17 protein-coding genes are annotated in these 16,577 nt (G+C 63.7%); 12 read left to right on the forward strand and 5 right to left on the reverse strand.

The window, feature by feature from the left end; translation table 11 throughout:
* The first annotated feature begins 25 nt into the window (after nucleotides 1–25).
* Both HYH08_RS24025 and HYH08_RS24030 read left to right on the forward strand, forming a co-directional pair.
* Complete coding sequence (locus HYH08_RS24025; RefSeq protein WP_220012302.1) at nucleotides 26–865, forward strand: formate/nitrite transporter family protein; 840 nt, start codon at nucleotides 26–28, stop codon at nucleotides 863–865.
* A gap of 70 nt (nucleotides 866–935) precedes the next feature.
* Nucleotides 936–2,666, forward strand: a complete 1,731-nt coding sequence (locus tag HYH08_RS24030; RefSeq protein WP_220012303.1) for a bifunctional protein-serine/threonine kinase/phosphatase — start codon at nucleotides 936–938, stop codon at nucleotides 2,664–2,666.
* A 10-nt stretch (nucleotides 2,667–2,676) separates the two neighbouring features.
* On the opposite strand, the gene HYH08_RS24035 is transcribed toward HYH08_RS24030, so the two are convergent.
* Entirely contained in the window at nucleotides 2,677–3,594 is a 918-nt protein-coding gene (locus HYH08_RS24035) for an intradiol ring-cleavage dioxygenase (RefSeq protein WP_220012304.1), read from the reverse strand.
* 161 nt (nucleotides 3,595–3,755) lie between these two features.
* Here HYH08_RS24035 and HYH08_RS24040 point away from each other — a divergent pair, with 161 nt between their 5' ends.
* Entirely contained in the window at nucleotides 3,756–5,030 is a 1,275-nt protein-coding gene (locus tag HYH08_RS24040; protein ID WP_220012305.1) for a serine hydrolase domain-containing protein, read from the forward strand.
* A 153-nt stretch (nucleotides 5,031–5,183) separates the two neighbouring features.
* Here the strand turns inward: HYH08_RS24040 and HYH08_RS24045 are convergent, their stop codons facing one another.
* The gene (locus HYH08_RS24045; protein WP_220012306.1) at nucleotides 5,184–5,417 is read right to left on the reverse strand and encodes a hypothetical protein; all 234 of its coding nucleotides are present in this window, start codon (nucleotides 5,415–5,417) and stop codon (nucleotides 5,184–5,186) included.
* A gap of 137 nt (nucleotides 5,418–5,554) precedes the next feature.
* Here HYH08_RS24045 and HYH08_RS24050 point away from each other — a divergent pair, with 137 nt between their 5' ends.
* The 3 genes from HYH08_RS24050 to HYH08_RS24060 all read left to right on the forward strand — a co-directional run bounded on the left by HYH08_RS24050 (nucleotide 5,555) and on the right by HYH08_RS24060 (nucleotide 8,856).
* Nucleotides 5,555–5,899, forward strand: coding sequence for a DUF1236 domain-containing protein (locus HYH08_RS24050; protein WP_220012307.1), 345 nt, complete (start codon nucleotides 5,555–5,557; stop codon nucleotides 5,897–5,899).
* A gap of 299 nt (nucleotides 5,900–6,198) precedes the next feature.
* Nucleotides 6,199–7,707: a sensor histidine kinase gene (locus HYH08_RS24055; RefSeq protein ID WP_220012308.1), complete on the forward strand. Its 1,509-nt coding sequence runs from the start codon at nucleotides 6,199–6,201 to the stop codon at nucleotides 7,705–7,707.
* A 15-nt stretch (nucleotides 7,708–7,722) separates the two neighbouring features.
* Nucleotides 7,723–8,856 (forward strand): mandelate racemase/muconate lactonizing enzyme family protein, encoded by a 1,134-nt coding sequence (locus tag HYH08_RS24060; RefSeq protein WP_220012309.1) that lies wholly within the window; start codon nucleotides 7,723–7,725, stop codon nucleotides 8,854–8,856.
* Between the two features lie 154 nt (nucleotides 8,857–9,010).
* Here HYH08_RS24060 and HYH08_RS24065 read toward each other — a convergent pair whose 3' ends face one another.
* Both HYH08_RS24065 and HYH08_RS24070 read right to left on the reverse strand, forming a co-directional pair.
* Nucleotides 9,011–9,742: a cytochrome c biogenesis CcdA family protein gene (locus tag HYH08_RS24065; protein WP_220012310.1), complete on the reverse strand. Its 732-nt coding sequence runs from the start codon at nucleotides 9,740–9,742 to the stop codon at nucleotides 9,011–9,013.
* A gap of 203 nt (nucleotides 9,743–9,945) precedes the next feature.
* Complete coding sequence (locus HYH08_RS24070; RefSeq protein WP_220012311.1) at nucleotides 9,946–10,212, reverse strand: hypothetical protein; 267 nt, start codon at nucleotides 10,210–10,212, stop codon at nucleotides 9,946–9,948.
* Between the two features lie 480 nt (nucleotides 10,213–10,692).
* Between HYH08_RS24070 and HYH08_RS24075 the strand changes: the two genes are divergently transcribed.
* The 4 genes from HYH08_RS24075 (at nucleotide 10,693) to HYH08_RS24090 (ending at nucleotide 14,809) form a co-directional block, all read left to right on the forward strand.
* Nucleotides 10,693–11,742, forward strand: a complete 1,050-nt coding sequence (locus tag HYH08_RS24075) for a LysR family transcriptional regulator (protein WP_220012312.1) — start codon at nucleotides 10,693–10,695, stop codon at nucleotides 11,740–11,742.
* A 29-nt stretch (nucleotides 11,743–11,771) separates the two neighbouring features.
* Nucleotides 11,772–12,143 carry a helix-turn-helix domain-containing protein gene (locus HYH08_RS24080; protein ID WP_027558475.1) on the forward strand — a complete coding sequence of 124 codons (372 nt, stop codon included), beginning with the start codon at nucleotides 11,772–11,774 and terminating at the stop codon, nucleotides 12,141–12,143.
* 395 nt (nucleotides 12,144–12,538) lie between these two features.
* Nucleotides 12,539–13,885, forward strand: a complete 1,347-nt coding sequence (locus HYH08_RS24085) for a L,D-transpeptidase family protein (RefSeq protein WP_220012313.1) — start codon at nucleotides 12,539–12,541, stop codon at nucleotides 13,883–13,885.
* A 108-nt stretch (nucleotides 13,886–13,993) separates the two neighbouring features.
* On the forward strand, nucleotides 13,994–14,809 hold the full coding sequence (locus HYH08_RS24090) for an enoyl-CoA hydratase (protein WP_220012314.1): 816 nt from the start codon (nucleotides 13,994–13,996) through the stop codon (nucleotides 14,807–14,809).
* A 2-nt stretch (nucleotides 14,810–14,811) separates the two neighbouring features.
* Here the strand turns inward: HYH08_RS24090 and HYH08_RS24095 are convergent, their stop codons facing one another.
* Nucleotides 14,812–15,708 (reverse strand): LysR family transcriptional regulator, encoded by an 897-nt coding sequence (locus HYH08_RS24095; protein WP_220012315.1) that lies wholly within the window; start codon nucleotides 15,706–15,708, stop codon nucleotides 14,812–14,814.
* Nucleotides 15,709–15,807: 99 nt separating this feature from the next.
* On the opposite strand from HYH08_RS24095, the gene HYH08_RS24100 reads away from it, so the two are divergent.
* Together HYH08_RS24100 and HYH08_RS24105 are read left to right on the forward strand one after the other, a co-directional pair.
* The gene (locus HYH08_RS24100; RefSeq protein WP_220012316.1) at nucleotides 15,808–16,134 is read left to right on the forward strand and encodes an antibiotic biosynthesis monooxygenase family protein; all 327 of its coding nucleotides are present in this window, start codon (nucleotides 15,808–15,810) and stop codon (nucleotides 16,132–16,134) included.
* Between the two features lie 118 nt (nucleotides 16,135–16,252).
* Complete coding sequence (locus tag HYH08_RS24105) at nucleotides 16,253–16,534, forward strand: hypothetical protein (protein ID WP_220012317.1); 282 nt, start codon at nucleotides 16,253–16,255, stop codon at nucleotides 16,532–16,534.
* The last annotated feature ends 43 nt before the right edge of the window (nucleotides 16,535–16,577 follow it).

Genomic DNA, 16,577 nt, shown 5'->3' on the forward strand with positions numbered 1-16,577 from the left:
ACTCACGAAGCAAAAGGAATCATTGATGTCGTATCTCGCGCCTTCGGAATTCGTCACCAAGATGGTGGATGCAGGCGAGTCCAAGATCTTCATGTCCACCCGGGATACCATCATCCGGGCCTATATGGCTGGTGCCATCCTGGCCCTCGCCGCCTGGTTCGCCGTCACCATCAACGTCAACACCGGCCAGCCGCTGGTCGGCGCGCTGTTGTTCCCGGTCGGCTTCGTGATGCTCTATCTCCTGGGCTTCGACCTCCTCACCGGCGTTTTCGTGCTGTCGCCGCTCGCGCTGATCGACAAGCGCCCAGGCGTCACCCTCGGTGGCGTGCTGCGCAACTGGGGCCTGGTCTTCGCCGGCAATTTCGCCGGCGCCTTCACCGTCGCCTTCATGATGGCCTTCGTCACCACGTTCGGCTTCACGCAAGACCCCGACAAGATCGGCACCGCCATCGGCAATATCGGCGAGGGCCGAACGCTCGGCTATGCCGCGCACGGTGCGGCCGGCATGGCGACGCTGTTCATGCGCGGCATGCTCTGCAACTGGATGGTCTCGACCGGCGTCGTCGGTGCCATGATCTCGACTTCCGTCCCCGGCAAGGTCATCGCGATGTGGATGCCAATCCTGGTGTTCTTCTACATGGTGTTCGAGCATTCGGTGGTGAACATGTTCCTGTTCCCATCCGGCCTGATGCTGCACGCAAAGTTCTCGATCCTGGACTACCTGATCTGGAACGAGATTCCGACCGTGCTCGGCAACCTCGTCGGCGGCCTCGCCTTCACCGGCATGACGCTCTACGCCACGCACGTCATGACCCTGCCGAAGCGCGAGCCCGTTGCGAAGTCGCGAACCCGCGCCGCGGCCTGATCACAGGCACCTCAACACGAGAGCCTCGCCCGATGAGGATGAGGCTCTCATTGCCCTGGTGGTGACGACGATGACGCGCGGGCTGCGGATTTCGATCGGGCAGCACTCCGACAGGGGTCGCAAAGCCGTCAACCAGGATTTTCACGGCATCCTCATTCCCGAAGAGCCCCAGCTCAGTCTCAAGGGCATCGCGGCCGTCCTCGCCGACGGCATCTCCTCCAGCACGGTGAGCCAGATCGCCAGCGAGTCCGCGGTCAAGAGTTTTCTGATGGACTATTACTGCACGGCGGAATCCTGGACGGTGAAGACCTCCGCCCGCCGCGTGCTGGAGGCGACCAATTCCTGGCTGCACGCGCAGACGCGCAAGAGCCAATATGCCTATGACCGCGACAAGGGCTACGTCTGCACCCTCAGCGCCATGGTCATCAAGGCGACGACGGCGCACATCTTCCATGTCGGCGACTGCCGCATCTACCGTGTCGCCGGCAAGGCGCTGGAGCAGCTGACCGACGATCATCGCATCATCGTGTCGTCCGAGCAGACCTATCTCGGCCGCGCGCTCGGCATCAACCCGCAGCTCGAGATCGACTATCAGAGCGTCGATATCCAGGCCGGCGACACCTTCGTGCTCGCAACGGACGGTGCCTATGAATTCGTCGAGCCGCGCTTCGTGGCCGGAACGATCGATGAGCATGCCGGCAATCTCGACGACGCCGCAAAAGCCATCGTCGAGGAAGCCTATCGCCGCGGCAGCGACGACAACATCACGGTGCAGATCCTGCGGATCGACGAAACCCCGGACGCGGATTCCGGCGTCTTCGATCAGCCCGCCGCACTGCCGCTGCCGCCGCTGCTGGAGCCGCGGGCGATGTTCGACGGCTACCGGATCATCCGCGAGGTCCATGGCAGCAGCCGCAGCCATATCTATCTCGCGCTCGACGCCGAGACGGACGAGCCGGTTGCACTGAAGATTCCGTCGATCGACCTGCGCGACAACCAGGCCTATCTGAAACGCTTCCTGATGGAGGAATGGATCGCGCGGCGGATCGACAGTCCTTACGTGCTCAAGCCGCGGTCAAGAGCCGCGCGGCGCAACTATCTCTACGTCGCGACCGAGTTCGTCGAGGGGCAGACGCTGCGGCAGTGGATGCTCGACAATCCGCGCCCCGACCTGGAAACGGTGCGCGGAATCGTCGAGCAGATCGCCACCGGGCTGCGCGCTTTCCACCGGATGGAGATGCTGCACCAGGACCTCCGGCCCGACAACGTCCTGATCGACAAGACCGGCACGGCGAAGATCATCGATTTCGGATCGGTCAGGGTCGCAGGCGTCGCCGAAGCGGCGCCGAAATCGGCAGACGCGGAGATCCTCGGCACGGTCCAATACACCGCGCCCGAATATTTCCTCGGCGAAGGCGGCTCGCCCCGCTCCGACATGTTTTCACTGGCCGCGATCTGCTACCACATGCTGACCGGACACCTTCCCTACGGTGCGCAGCTTGCGAAGATCCGGGGCAGATCGGACGCGCGGAAATTGCAATACCGTCCGGCCATCGATCCCGAGCGCGGCATTCCCGGCTGGATCGACGGCGCGCTCAGGAAGGCGCTGCATCCTGATCCCTACAAGCGCCACGAGGATGTCTCCGAGTTCGTCTACGAGCTCAGGAATCCGAATCCGGCCTACCTCGCCACGCGGACCACGCCCCTGCTGGAGCGCAACCCGCTGCTGTTCTGGAAGCTGACCACGGCAATCCTCGCCTGCGCCGTCATCGTGCTGCTCGCGGCGCTTCGGTTGCGATAGCCGGACGAGATCACGCCGGCTCCGCCGCCTTCGTTCCCAGCGGCTTCGGCGCCATGCCGCCGCCCGGCTTGAGATGGAATTCGTAGGTCATCAGGTGCCACTGCCCGTTCGCCTTGCTGCCGTCGGGCATCGCGGGATCGTTGCGCGGCTCGATCTTGGCGACGAGGTCGTCCTTGACGCCGAACACCACGTCGGAATCGAGATATTTGTCGCCGTCCATGAAGACGTGGGTGATCAGCGGCTCATAGCCCTTGGCGTTGACCAGGAAGTGCACATGCGCAGGCCGCATCGGATGGCGCTTGGTCTGCAGGATCATCTCGCCGACCGGGCCGTCGGTCGGGATCGGATAGCTGCACGGCAGGATGGTGCGGAAGAAGAAACGGCCGTCGCTGTCGGTGATGAAGCGCGCCCGCGCCGAGGCGCCGACCTCGTCGTAATTGGCCTTCTGTGAATCATAGAAGCCGTCGTCGTCGGCGTGCCAGACGTCCACCGGCACATTCGCGAGCGGCTTGCCCTTGAGATCGGTCACGCGGCTCTGCACGAACATCCGCTCGCCGGTGTGGTTGTTCGGCGAGATGTCGGTGCCGTGCGCGGTCACCTTGTGCTCGCCGACATAGAACGGGCCGAGCACCGTGGTCTGGGTCGCACCGTCCCGGTCGCGGTGGTTGACCGCGTCGACCAGCATGGAGACGCCGAGCACGTCGGAGAGCAGGATGAATTCCTGGCGCGTATCGGTGCATTTCTGGCCGGTGCGGGTCAGGAAATCGACGGCGTATTCCCATTCCTCGAAGGTGAGACCGGTCTTGCTCACGTAATCGTGCAACGACTTCACCAATTCCTGGAGCAGGAATTTCGCACGCGCGTTCGGCGTGTTGTCGAAGCTGCGGACGACGGCTTCGGTGAGCTCGGTCTCGTTGAACTGGGTCATAAGCGTCTGCCCTCGCGTTTTTTCGTTGGCCCGGACGGGCTCCCTGGAAGCGTTTCAAGGTGCAGCCTACACCAGTCGGCGGGGCAACGTTAAGCGCAACCGGCTTGGAATGAGGCCGCCATTTCGGTATCAACTTCCCGACAAAATGCCCGGAGGAACCGATGCTCGCCCCCACCCCTGCCTCGCCCGAATCCGTGGGCATGTCCAAGGCCGCGCTCGACCGCGTCGATGCGCATCTGAAGGCCCGGTACATCGATGCCGGCCGTTTCCCGGGCGCGCATCTTTTGGTCTACCGCCGCGGCAAGATCGCCCACAGCTCGGTGCAGGGTCTTGCCGACGTCGAGCGCAAGGTGCCGGTCAAGGACGACACCATCTACCGCATCTATTCCATGACCAAGCCGCTCACCAGCGTTGCCTTCATGATGCTGGTCGAGCAAGGCCTCGTCGCGATCGACGAGCCCGTCGCGAGATACATCCCGGAATGGAAGGATCTCGGCGTGTTCGTCGCCGGCACCGCGCCGGCCTTCCTGACCCGGCCACCGACCCGGCCAATGCTGATCGTCGACCTGCTGCGCCACACCTCCGGTCTGACTTACGGCTTTCAGCAGCGCTCCAATGTCGATGCCGCCTACCGCGCCGAGAAGATCGGCGAGGTCGAGAAGTCAGGCACGCTCCAGGGCATGATCGAGGGCCTCGCAAGAATCCCGCTGGAGTTCTCGCCGGGCGAGGCCTGGAACTACTCGGTCTCGACCGACGTGCTCGGCTATCTCGTCGGCAAGATTTCCGGCATGCCGTTCGAGCAGTTCCTGAAAGCCCGGATCCTCGATCCGCTGGGAATGACCGACACCGACTTCCATGTGCCGGCATTGAAGGCCCATCGTTTCGCCGCCTGCTACTCGGCCGATCCGGGCGGCGGCATGACCTTCCACGCCGGCCAGCGCCGCGAGGGCCTGACGCTCCAGGACGACCCGACCACGAGCTCGTTCCTGTCGCCGCCCTCCTTCATCTCTGGCGGCGGCGGGCTGTGCTCGACTGTCGCCGACTATCTCACCTTCTGCCGCGCGATGCTGAATGGCGGCGAGCTCGGCGGCGTCAGGTTGATCGGGCCGAAGACGCTGGCGCTGATGACGACCAACCACATTCCGGGCGGGCGTTCGCTGCCGGACGTATCACGCTCGCTGTTCTCGGAGGCGACCTACAACGGCATCGGCTTCGGTCTCGGCTTCGCCGTGACCATGCGCCCGGCAGAGACGCTGATCGCCGGCAGTCCCGGCGAATACAATTGGGGCGGCGCGGCCACGACCTCGTTCTGGATCGATCCGGCCGAGGAACTCATCACCATCTTCATGACGCAGGTTCTGCCGTCGAGCGCATATCCGATCCGGCGCGAGCTTCGCAGCATGGTCTACGCCGCGATCACCGAGAGCAATCTCTGAGGATCCCAACATATGTTGCAATGGGCTCCGCGTGATCGCGGAGCCCATTGTCGTCGTGGCCTAGTGGAAGTGGCCGATCAGATAGATGCCGCCGCCGATCACCAGCACGGCGGGCACGGCCCACAGAATCAGGACTGGCATTGGTCATCCTCCTCAGTTTGACGTGCAGACCTTGACGGTCTTCATGCCGCTTTCAGCTTCGGTGCGCGACTTGTAGATCGTGCCCGACGGGCTGACGACGGTCATGGACGTGTCCGTCGGCTTCTTGTCGACGATCGTGCACTTCTTCGTCTTGACGTCCTGGACGACGTAGAACTCGTCGGCCGCGAACGCCGGCAGGGAAAACGCAGCAATCATCACCGCTGCAGTCGCAATCTTTGCTTTCATTATCATCTCCTCCCAATGGCCCGATTTCCAGCCGGGCTGAGTCAGAAACGGGAAAAAGCGGCAATTTGTTCCAGGCACCGGGAACGCCGCTCCCGATGAAATGTTGATGCCGCGCTTATCCCTGTAAGGAGAACGAAATGAAGAAGCTGTTCCTGCTGTCCGCCGCCGCCGTCATGCTATCGACCGGCGCTTTCGCGCAATCCACCGTGGTCACCACGACCGGAACCGGTCATGCAGCCGCGGTTCAGATCGAACCGCAGTACCGCACCAAGATCCATTCCTATGTCACCGAGCGCCGCGTTCGGCCCGTGACGACCAAGGAGAAGATCGTGGTCGGCGCAACGGTACCGAGCGATGTCGAGCTTGAAGCCGTGCCTTCCGACTGGGGCCCGTCCCTCACGAAGTATCGTTACGTTTATTCCGGCGAGCGCGTGATGCTGGTGGATCCCGGTACGCGGACCGTCGTCCAGGAAATCGACTGATCAGGATCTGACGGATGGGGCGGCCGCGGCGGAGGCGGTCGCCCTTGACGGAGCTGACTTCATGACATCGCATCGACAAGCGCAGATTGCAGGGCTCAGCCTGGCGGCCGTCTACGCCATGTGTCTATTGCTGACCGCAATCAGCATGGGCTGAACCGCAGGCGTCTCGCACTGCGCTGCAAAATGCTTCCGGACCACGCGCCGCATGCGAAAACCGTGGCGCGATGCAAGTCCTGCCCTTATGGTTCTCGGCAAAATCATAATCCGGCGCCCTCGCGCTGGAACCGGGACGCCTCCGTTTGTCCAAATTCACCCTGCCGGTCCGACTCGCTCTCCTGGTCACGGGAACGACGTTGCCCATGATCGTGTTCGCGGCCGGCATCGCGTTCTACCATTACAAGCAGGACCGCAACGTTGCGACCCGCCGCGTGCTGGAGACCGTGCGCAGCCTGCGGCTGGTGCTGGATTCCGAGGTGCAGCGCATGACCGGCAGCCTGCAGGTGCTCGCGCTGACGAACTCGCTTCGTAACGACGACTTCACCAATTTTCGCCGCATCGCGCTCGGCTTCATAGATCAGTATGGCAAGGACGGCCTGTTGCTGATCTCCGACCGAAAAGGCCGCCTCTTGTTCTCCTCGGCGACGGAGGATCCTGCCAGCCTGCCGCCGCGCGGCAATCTGGACATCGTCGGGAAAGTGTTTGCGGCGAAAGCGCCGCAATATTCCGACCTATTCACCGGGGCGATCAACGGACGCCAGGTGGTGACCGTCGAAGTGCCGGTGTTCCGCAACGGCGAAGCGATCTTCGACCTCTGCTTCAGCCCGCCCGTCCGCCTTTTCCAGGAGTTGATCGAGAAGCAGCGGCCCGACCCGCAATGGACGGTGTCCCTGCTCGATGCCAAAGGCACCGTCATCGCGCGCGTGCCGAACCCCGGCGAGACGTTCGGCAAACGCGCATCGCCCTCGCTCTACGAAGAGATGTTCCGCGCGCCCGAGGCGACACTTTCGACGGTCTCGCTCGACGGCATCGCGCTCGCATCCGCCTACACGCGCTCGCAGCTGACCGGCTGGACCGTGGCTGCGGGCGTCCCCGAAAGCTCGCTGATCGCGCCGCTGTGGCGCAACATCGCGATCACCGGCCTGATCGGCGGCATCCTGCTGCTGATCGGACTCACCTTTGCTGTCCGGATGGCGACCACGATCGCGCGCGGCGAGATGCTGCACGATCTCCTGATCGAGGAGCTCAACCACCGCGTCAAGAACACGCTGGCCCTGATGCAGGCGATCGCTGTGCAGACCTTCCGCAGCGCAAGCCGCGACGAGCGGACCAAGTTCGAGGGCCGCCTCGGCGCGCTGGCCGAAGCGCATAATCTGCTCAGCCAGGAGAAATGGGCCGGCTCCGAGCTGAAGGACGTGGTCGCGCGCGTGCTCCAGCCTTTCCTGCTCAACGCGCCCGAACGCATCCGGATGGACGGTCCCGCGGTGCCGCTGTCGCCGCGCCTTGCCGTGGTGCTGTCGATGATCGTGCACGAGATCGCCACCAACGCCGCGAAATACGGCGCGCTGTCCAACGAGACCGGCCGGGTCACGCTGGAATGGGAGGTCATCGCCGACACACCCAAACCGCGGCTGCGGCTGATCTGGACCGAGATCGGCGGGCCGCCCGTGACCGAGCCGGTACGGCGCGGCTTCGGCTCCCGCCTGATCGAGCGCAGTGCCCGCGACCAGCTCGGTGGCGAGGCGACGGTCGATTTCCTGCCGCGCGGCGTCGTCTGCACGGTCACTTGCGCGCTCGACGAGGCGCATTAGACGGGGGCACCGATAATGAAGATCAAAGCCGTCCGCACGCACATCCTCGAAGCAAAGCTCTCGCAGCCCTTCGCCTATTCGCGCGCCTGGTACGACACTCGCACTGCGATGCTGGTCGAGATCGAGACCGATGCGGGCCCCACCGGCTGGGGCGAATGCTACGGCCCGGCGCGGATGACGGCGGCCGTCGTGCAGAGCGTCGCACCCTGGCTGATCGGCGAGGATCCGCTGCGCACCGACGTGCTGTGGCAGATGATCTACGCGCGCCTGCGCGATCACGGCCAGAAGGGCGTCGTGATCCAGGGGCTGAGCGGCATCGACATCGCGCTGTGGGACATCAAGGGCAAGCATTTCGGCGTGCCGGCGTACCAGCTTCTCGGCGGCGCTGCCCGCAAGGAGGTGCAGGCCTATGCAACCGGGCTCTACCGGCGCAAATCGGGCGATCCGCTGAAATACCTGCCAGAGGAAGCCGCCGGTTATGCCGCGGAAGGTTTTGGCGCGGTGAAGCTGAAGGTCGGCTTCGGCATCGACGAGGACGCTGCGGTCACGCGTGCGGTGCGCGAAGCGATCGGCGGCGATGTCGCGCTGATGGTCGACGCCAACCACGCCTATGATGCGCTCGCGGCGATGCAGCTTGGCCGCATGATCGAGCAGTACGACATCGGCTGGTTCGAGGAGCCGGTGCCGCCGGAAGACATCGTCGGCTATCGCGCGGTGAAAGCCGCGCTCACGATTCCGATCGCAGGCGGCGAATGCGAGTTCACGCGCTTCGGCTTCCGGGATCTGTTCGCCTCGCACGCGCTCGATATCGCCCAGCCCGACACTTGCGCGGCCGGGGGCCTCTCCGAATGCAAGAAGATCGCCGACATGAGCGAGACATTCGGCATCCGCTACAACCCCCATGTCTGGGGCACAGGCATTGCGATCGCGGCCTCGCTCCAGCTTCTCGCCGTGCTGCCGACGCACACGCCGACCTCGCTCGCACCGCTCGAGCCGCTGCTGGAATTCGACCGCACCGAACATCCGATCCGGCAAGCGATTTTGAAAGAGCCGATCGAGCACGCGAACGGCGTGGTGCGCGTGCCTGAAGGTCCCGGGCTCGGCATCGACATCGATCGCGGGGCACTCGCACGCTTTGCCGCAAGTTGATGCAGATCATCTGTGATCAAGCAGCGGTCCTGGCCTGCTAGGCCAATTCAGCCCCTGACCCTTCATCCAAGATCATCGCAGCCTCGCCTGGCGCGCGTCTGGAAACCGCGCGCGGCCCAGGTTTGGCCGTCGACCACGGCCAAAAGAAGCGGCCCTACCCGATCGTCTGCAACGCCGGAAACGTCTCGAGCAGCCAGATGCTCACATTCGAGACCGCGCCGGTGAGAAAGCCGATGCCGGTGATCACCATCAAGACGCCCATGGCGCGTTCGACATTGACGAGGTGGCCCTTCATGCGCGCGAACAGATTTGAGAACTGCTCGATCATCAGCGCTGCGATCAGGAAGGGAATGCCGAGGCCTGCGGAATAGACCGCGAGCAGACCCGCGCCCTTCGTCACGGTCGCTTCGGCGGCGGCGATCGAGAGGATCGCGGCGAGGATCGGACCGATGCAGGGCGTCCAGCCGAAGGCGAAGGCGAGGCCCATAATGTAGGCGCCCCAGAGGCCGACCGGTTTCGGGATCGGCAGCCGTCCCTCGCGCATCAACAGGCCGATCCGCGTCAATCCGAGGAAGTGCAGGCCCATGATGATGATGACGATACCGGCGAGGATCGACAGCTCGGCCGACCAGGCGCGGATCAGGCCGCCGATCAGCGAGGCGCTGGCGCCGAGCGCCACGAACACCGTGGAGAAGCCCAGCACGAACAGCAGCGCCGACATCATGATCGCACGCTTGGAGGCCGAGGCCTCCTCGTCGCTCTCGACATGCTCGATCGTCGCCCCCGTCAGATAGATCAGATAGGGCGGGACCAGCGGCAGGACGCAAGGGGAGAGGAAGCTGACGAGGCCGGCAATCAGCGCCGCCGGTATCGAGACATTTTGCATGATGCAGTCGGAGCCATCTCAGGCCCCGGAGCGGCGCGCGGGGAGCGCGCGCGAACCGGGACATCGGCTCTGATGTAGCCGATGCCGGGGAATGCGCAACAGAGGCGCACAAAACCAGGGCTCCTCCCTACGCCGTCCGTGATCACAGATGCGGCATCGGGACGCGCACAAACCTCGCCACAAAGCGAGATTCGGCGGCGCGGCTACTTCACCACGCGGAGCAGCGGACGCCGGGGCTGGTCCTGCGTCTGCTTGGAGGGGGGCTGCGGTTCGTTTCCTGCGCTCCGCAGCATTTCGTCGCACAGCGCCTTGAGATCGGCGCCGTCAATTCCTTTGATTTTCATCCGCACGTCGAGGATGACGATGGACAGCAGCTCGGCCGACTCACGGCTGTTCATCTCGTTGAGCGCCCGGCGGCACTCCTCGAGCGTTTCCAGCACCGACTGCAACTGTTCGTCTGAATGCGACACCGGCGTTCTTTCCGTTAATTCGGCCTGCGAGACGTGATCGTGGGGATCCCTTCGGCCCCCATCGGGACCTGAGGATAGCACGAGGCTCCTGCGCCTCTGAGCATGATTTCAGTATGTTTCTGCGCTGAAACCGCAGTTCCCGCGAGCATCGCGCGGCGATCCGGGAAGCAGCCAGAGGCAAAACGTCTGACGCGCTGTGATTGATCCATCCGGGACGACAGCGTCGCATCACGCGCAACAACGTCCATTGCGGACAGCGCCGACAATCCCGCAGCCATATCAAGGCTCGCAACGGAACTCACGCGACACCCCTCATACGGGCGATAATCTACCCGATTCCACTTCATTCCCCGGCTCTGACGGCACCTAAATACCACTCGTGAGGCAGTAAGGATGACGTTCAAAACTCGTCGTTCCCCAACCCGCCGTGGTTGTGGTTTGCGCCAGATTCTGCCAGTTTAGCGGCCCGAAGGGACTTGTATGCACTCCTTGGCGGAAAGGGGCGTTCCTCTGGAGGAACGCCCAAGAACAAATCTCAGCGGGCTCTCGGATTGGGATGCCGCCCGGATATTCTTGGAGGTCGTGCGATGCGGCAGTTTCCGCTCGGCGGCCGAACGCCTGTCGCTGTCGATCAACGCCGTCCGCCGCCGGATCGACGATTTCGAGCGCCAGACCGGCACCACCCTGTTCACCCGCGACGTCCATGGCACCCATCTGACCGATGAGGGCGCGATGGTGGTCTCCGCGGTCGAGCGCATGGAGGCGGCTGCCTTCGACGTGCTGCGCACCAGCGATTCGACCGCCAACGCCCTGGCCGGCGAGGTTCGCGTCGCCGTGACGGAAGGGTTGGGTACGTTCTGGCTCGCCCCGCGCCTCGTCGAATTCCAGCAGGCCTACCCGAAGGTCCTGGTCGATCTGCATTGCGCGATGCGCCCGGCCGACGTCTCCCGCCAGGAGGCCGACGTCGCCATCCACCTGTCGCGCCCCTCCGCGCTCGACGTCAAGCTGGTGCGGCTCGGCCGCATGCATCTGATGTTCTGGGCGTCGGAAAAGTACCTCGCGAAATACGGCACGCCGCGCTCGGCCCACGAATTGATCAAGCACCGCCTGGTGCTGCAATTCGCCGACCAGCTCGCGGCCAAGGAAACATTTGAGAGCTTCTTCCCGGGCGTTTCGGAGCGTGACCTGCTGGTCATGAAGACCAACGTCTCGAGCGCCAACTACTGGGCGGTCGCGAACGGCGCCGGCATCGGCGTCTTCCCGAGCTACGCCATTGCGCTTGGCGGGAAGTTGATTCCACTGGAGGTCGAATTGAACCGACCGCTGGATATCTGGTTGTCCTACCACCCCGGTAGCGGCCGGATTCCCCGCGTGAGGCACATGATTGACTGGCTGATCGAAGCTTTCGATCCGACTCGCTTCCCGTGGTTTAAGGAAGAGTTCGTGCATCCGCATGAATTCAAGGACTCGTATATGGGCGAACCCCTGACCCAGCTCTTCGGGGGATTTTCAACCGAAGAACAAAGGTGAAAACAAAGATGAAAGCAGCGGCGAAAAGAATGAAGCAGCGCAGTGCCGGCAAGCCGGACATTGAGCTTGGCAAGCGGATCCGTCTGCGGCGCGTCGAGATGAAGATCTCGCAGGCCGAACTCGGCGAAAAGCTCGGCGTCAGCTTCCAGCAGGTCCAGAAATACGAGAAGGGCGTCAATCGCGTCGGCGCGGCTCGGCTTCAGCAGATCGCCTCCGCCCTCGACGTGCCTGTGACCTTCTTCTATGACGGCGACAACAAGGCCCGCGAAGTCGAAAGCCTCCTGTTCCTGGACTCGGCTTTCAGCCTCCGCCTGCTGCGCGCCTACAGCAAGATCAAGGATCAGACGGTGCAGCGTCAGCTCGTCTCGCTGATGGAATCGATTGCGGCGAACGAAGGCTGAGCCGATCGACGGTCCGGCCGTTACGGCCAATGTTCAATCCGCCGCGTCGCGGGGACGCGGCCGGATTGGACGAGACCGACCTGATCAGAAATAGGCTCGCGCGCGTGCGCGCGGTCTTTCTCGGGGCGGCTTGGCCGCCCTTTTTTCTGCCGGTTTTCCTGGCCGTTTTGCAGTCATCCGTCGCGAATTTCGCGAACCCATTCCACCCCTGCTGCGACCCAATCGAGAGCCTCCGCACCGAGCGTGCGGGTTTTCGCCTGCCGTACTTAATGGGACCTCAACACTGGTGCCGTAATTTGCCTCCGATTTTGCGAATCGGCGCGCGTAGCGCGGCGGCCGGGAATTGCCAATGCGAGGGCCCTGCGGGCCTCGTTCTCGTGGGGAAGATGGGACAGATGTCGAAACGCCATGCGATGATGATCATTGCCGTCGGTGTGCTCGCGAGCGCCTCGGCGCTGGCGCAGACCGAGACCGTGGGGCAGGCCGGGCCCAAGCCGGCGACGGCCGGCACGGTCCCGGCGGCGGCGAACCCTGCTCACGCGCCTGCGCCGAAGGCAGCCGCTACAGCGGCATCGACGGCCGAGAGCCGCTCGGCCGCAGCGCTCGCGATGACGCACGAGCCGACCTATGACGAGGGCACGGCCCAGCGTATCAAGGATGCCGCGCTCAGCTATTCCGACCTCGCGGTGCGCGGGGGATGGCCGACGATCCCGACGGACGCGAAATTTGCTCTCGGCGTGCCGGGTGCCAACGACGACCTCTTGCGCAAGCGCCTGATCGTCTCCGGCGACCTCGCCGCCGACAAGGCCACCGGCGCCTACGATCAGGATCTCGCGGACGCGGTGAAGCGCTTCCAGGCCCGTCATGGCCTCGCGCCGACCGGCACGGTGACACCGCGCACGCTCGTGGCGATGAACGTCTCCGTGCAGAAACGCATCCGTCAGCTCGAGGCCTCGCTGGAGCGGCTCGAGAACATGAATTTCAGCTTCGGCCAGCGCTATGTCGTGGTCAACATTCCCGCCGCCTTCGCCGAAGCGGTCGAGAACGACGTGGTGGTGCGGCGCTATCGCGTCATCGTCGGCAAGACCGAAAAGCCCTCGCCGACGCTGACCGCCCAGATCACCAGCGTCGTGCTCAACCCGACCTGGACGGTGCCCTCCTCGATCGCCAAGACCGAGATCTCCGCGCATATGCGGAAAGATCCGACTTACCTGGCGCGCATGCACATGGAGGTGCTCGACAGCCACGACAATCCGATCGATCCGCATTCGGTCGACTGGTCGGGCACGCACACGCCGAACTTCACGGTGCGCCAGCACAACGGCACCTTCAACGCGCTCGGCGCGGTGAAGATCGACATGCCAAACGCCTATTCGGTCTACATGCACGACACCAACCAGCGCAATCTGTTCAGCGACGACTACCGCTTCGATTCCCACGGCTGCTCGCGTGTCGACAATGTGCGCGATCTCGCGGCGTGGCTGCTCAAGGACCAGCCGAAATGGAGCCGCGCCGCGATCGACGCGGAGATCGCCACCGGCCAGCATCTCGAGGTCGCCATGGCGAAGAAAGTGCCGGTGGCCTGGATCTATCTCACGGCGTGGATGACCAGGGACCAGACCATCCAGTTCCGCAACGACGTCTATAATCAGGACGAGCAGTTGCTGGAAGCGACCGCGGAAGAAGCCGCGTTCTTCGGCAAGGCCGCCGGCCATCCGCTGACCGCGCATATGGCGCAGTAGGCATGCAATCGCGCTAGAGGCGGATGCAAAGCCACCTCCCTCGCCGCGATTGACCCGGGCCGCAGGCGGGCCGCACATTGCGCATCGCAAACGACCAGCGAGCACGCGATGCCTGATCTTTCAAACGAAAAATCCTACGCCGACGGCAAGATCCTCGAGCACACCGCCAGCGGGGTCGGAATCATCACCTTCAACAATCCCGACAAGCGCAACGCGATGTCGCTGGAGATGTGGGAGGGATTTGGCGAGGCGTTGACGTCCCTGCGCGACGACGATGCGGTCCGCGTCGTGATCCTGCGCGGCGCCGGCGGCAAGGCGTTCGTCTCAGGCGCCGACATCAGCCAGTTCGAGAAGACGCGCCACAACGCAGCGGCCTCCGAGGAATACGCCAAGCGCAGCGCCGCCCAGCGCGCGCTGCTCGCCGACTATCCCAAGCCGACGATCGCCTGCATCGACGGCTTTTGCCTCGGCGGCGGCTTGCAGGTCGCGATGCTCGCCGACATCCGCCTCGCCGCGCATGGCAGCCAGTTCGGCATTCCCGCGGCAAAACTCGGCATCGCCTACGGCTATGACGGCTTGAAGCATCTGGTGTCGCTGGTCGGCCCGTCCTGGGCGCGGCTTCTGATGTACACCGGCATGCGCATCGATTCCTCTGAGGCGCTGCGCATCGGATTGATCGAACGCGTCTTCCCGGCCGACCAGCTCTGGGGCGAGACCATGATGATCGCCGAGACCATCTCGCAAAACGCACCGCTCGCGATCAAGGCCGCCAAGATCACCATCGCAGAGGTGCTGAAGGACGAAAGCGGACGCGACATGGACGCGATCAAGGCGGTCGGCGCGGCCTGCATGGACAGCGCCGATTTCCGCGAGGGCCGGCAGGCTTTCATGGAAAAGCGCAAGCCGCAATTCCAGGGGAAGTAGCCTCAGGAAGCCCCAGCGGTTCGCATTCGTCTCGGATCTGCAGATCGCGGGCTCTGCAAGATCTCCTTCAAGGCCTGAACGTTCGCGGATCCCGCCCCCTTGCGCCAGATGAGCACAGTCCAAGCCCGGTCTTCGGTTCTTCCCAACGGATGGACGCTCAAGAGCCGCCTGTCAGGAAAGGTCGTCAGAACGCTCTTCGGGATCAGCGCGACGCCCATGCCGGCAACGACGCAGCCCAGCATAGCATGATATGATGCAAGTTCGATCATGCGCTCCGGCATTTCGCCTCGCTTTGCATACCAGTCTTCAAGCCGCTTGCGATGCGGGCATCCGTGCTCGAAGACGATGATGGTGCGCGGCAGGTCGTTGCCTTTGCCGATCGGCGGATGATGGGCGGCCGCGACCATCACCAGCTCTTCCTCGAAAGCATGTGCCTTTTCGAAGGGATCATCAGCGATCGGTTCGGCGACGAGCGCCGCATCGAGATCACCGGCGAGAATGGCGCTCGCGAGAACCTGCGGATTGCCGGTGCGAAGCTCCAGAACGACCTCTGGATGACGCCGGTGATATTGATTGAGTAGTCTAGGCAGCCTGACAGCTGCCGTGCTTTCCATCGCGCCGAGGCGGAACGTACCGCGAGGCTTTGCATCTTTCAGAGCCTCGCGTGTTTCGTCCGCGAGCGCGAGCAGGCGGCTGGCGTAGCCAAGCAGGACCTGCCCCTGGGGCGCCAGATGAAGACGTTTCCCTTCTCGAATGAAGAGGGACACGCCGAGATCCTCTTCCAGCTGCCGGATGCGTGTTGTGACGTTGGACTGAACACGGTGCAGCCGCTCCGCCGCCCTGGTCACGCCGCCTTCGCGAACCACAGCGAGGAATATTCGCAGATCAGACAGGTCCATACATCTCGCCCGGTGATCAACTAGATCATAATTATTCATTATATGTGATAATCGGCCTGCGGTAAACATGACGGCAGTCCCCACACAGGAGCCCACCCGATGATCGTCACCGTATTTCGCACGCGCATGAACCCCGGCGTGCAGGATGAATATGGGCCGATGGCGAGACGCATGAGCGAATTGGCGCGGACGATACCCGGCTACATCTCGCACAAGGGGTTCGTCGCCGATGATGGAGAGCGCGTGACGATCGTCGAATTCGAGACCGAGGAGGCGCTTCATCAATGGCGAATTAATCCCGAGCACGGCAACGCAAAGAAACGGGGAGTGGAGGCTTTCTTCAGCGAGTTCAAATTCCAGATTTGCAACGTGATCCGGGAGCGGATCTGGACTTCAAAGGCGGCGCGGCACTTGAACCCGCGTTGAGAGATGCCGGCCGACCTGAACTGCTGTTCAGGAAGATTAAATTCCTTGCTTCCGTGCGCTGCGATAGCAACCAATTGATCCGCTGCAGGTTCTCCCGCCACCAACGAGGGAGATCGCGATGAAACTCAAGTTTGCTGTTCTTGGACTGGCTGCCCTGGGCGGCGCGGCGCTGGCGTCGGGACAAGCGCTCGCGGCGATGCCGAACGGCATTCCGCAAGCTGACAAGGTCGCAAGCGGCCCGGCCGCGAATGTCGATCAGGTGCGGATGGTCTGCAACGCCTGGGGCCGCTGCTGGTGGCGTCCGAACTACTACGGTGCTTACGGCTATTACGGCCCGCGGCGCTACTATGGCGGCCCGCGCCCATGGGGCTGGGGCCATCGCCACTGGCACCGCTGGTGAAAGACGAAGGGGCCGCAAGGCCCCTTTTTCTTGCGCGCTCTGA

Source organism: Bradyrhizobium sp. BR 10289 (assembly GCF_019455385.1).
Lineage (GTDB): Bacteria > Pseudomonadota > Alphaproteobacteria > Rhizobiales > Xanthobacteraceae > Bradyrhizobium.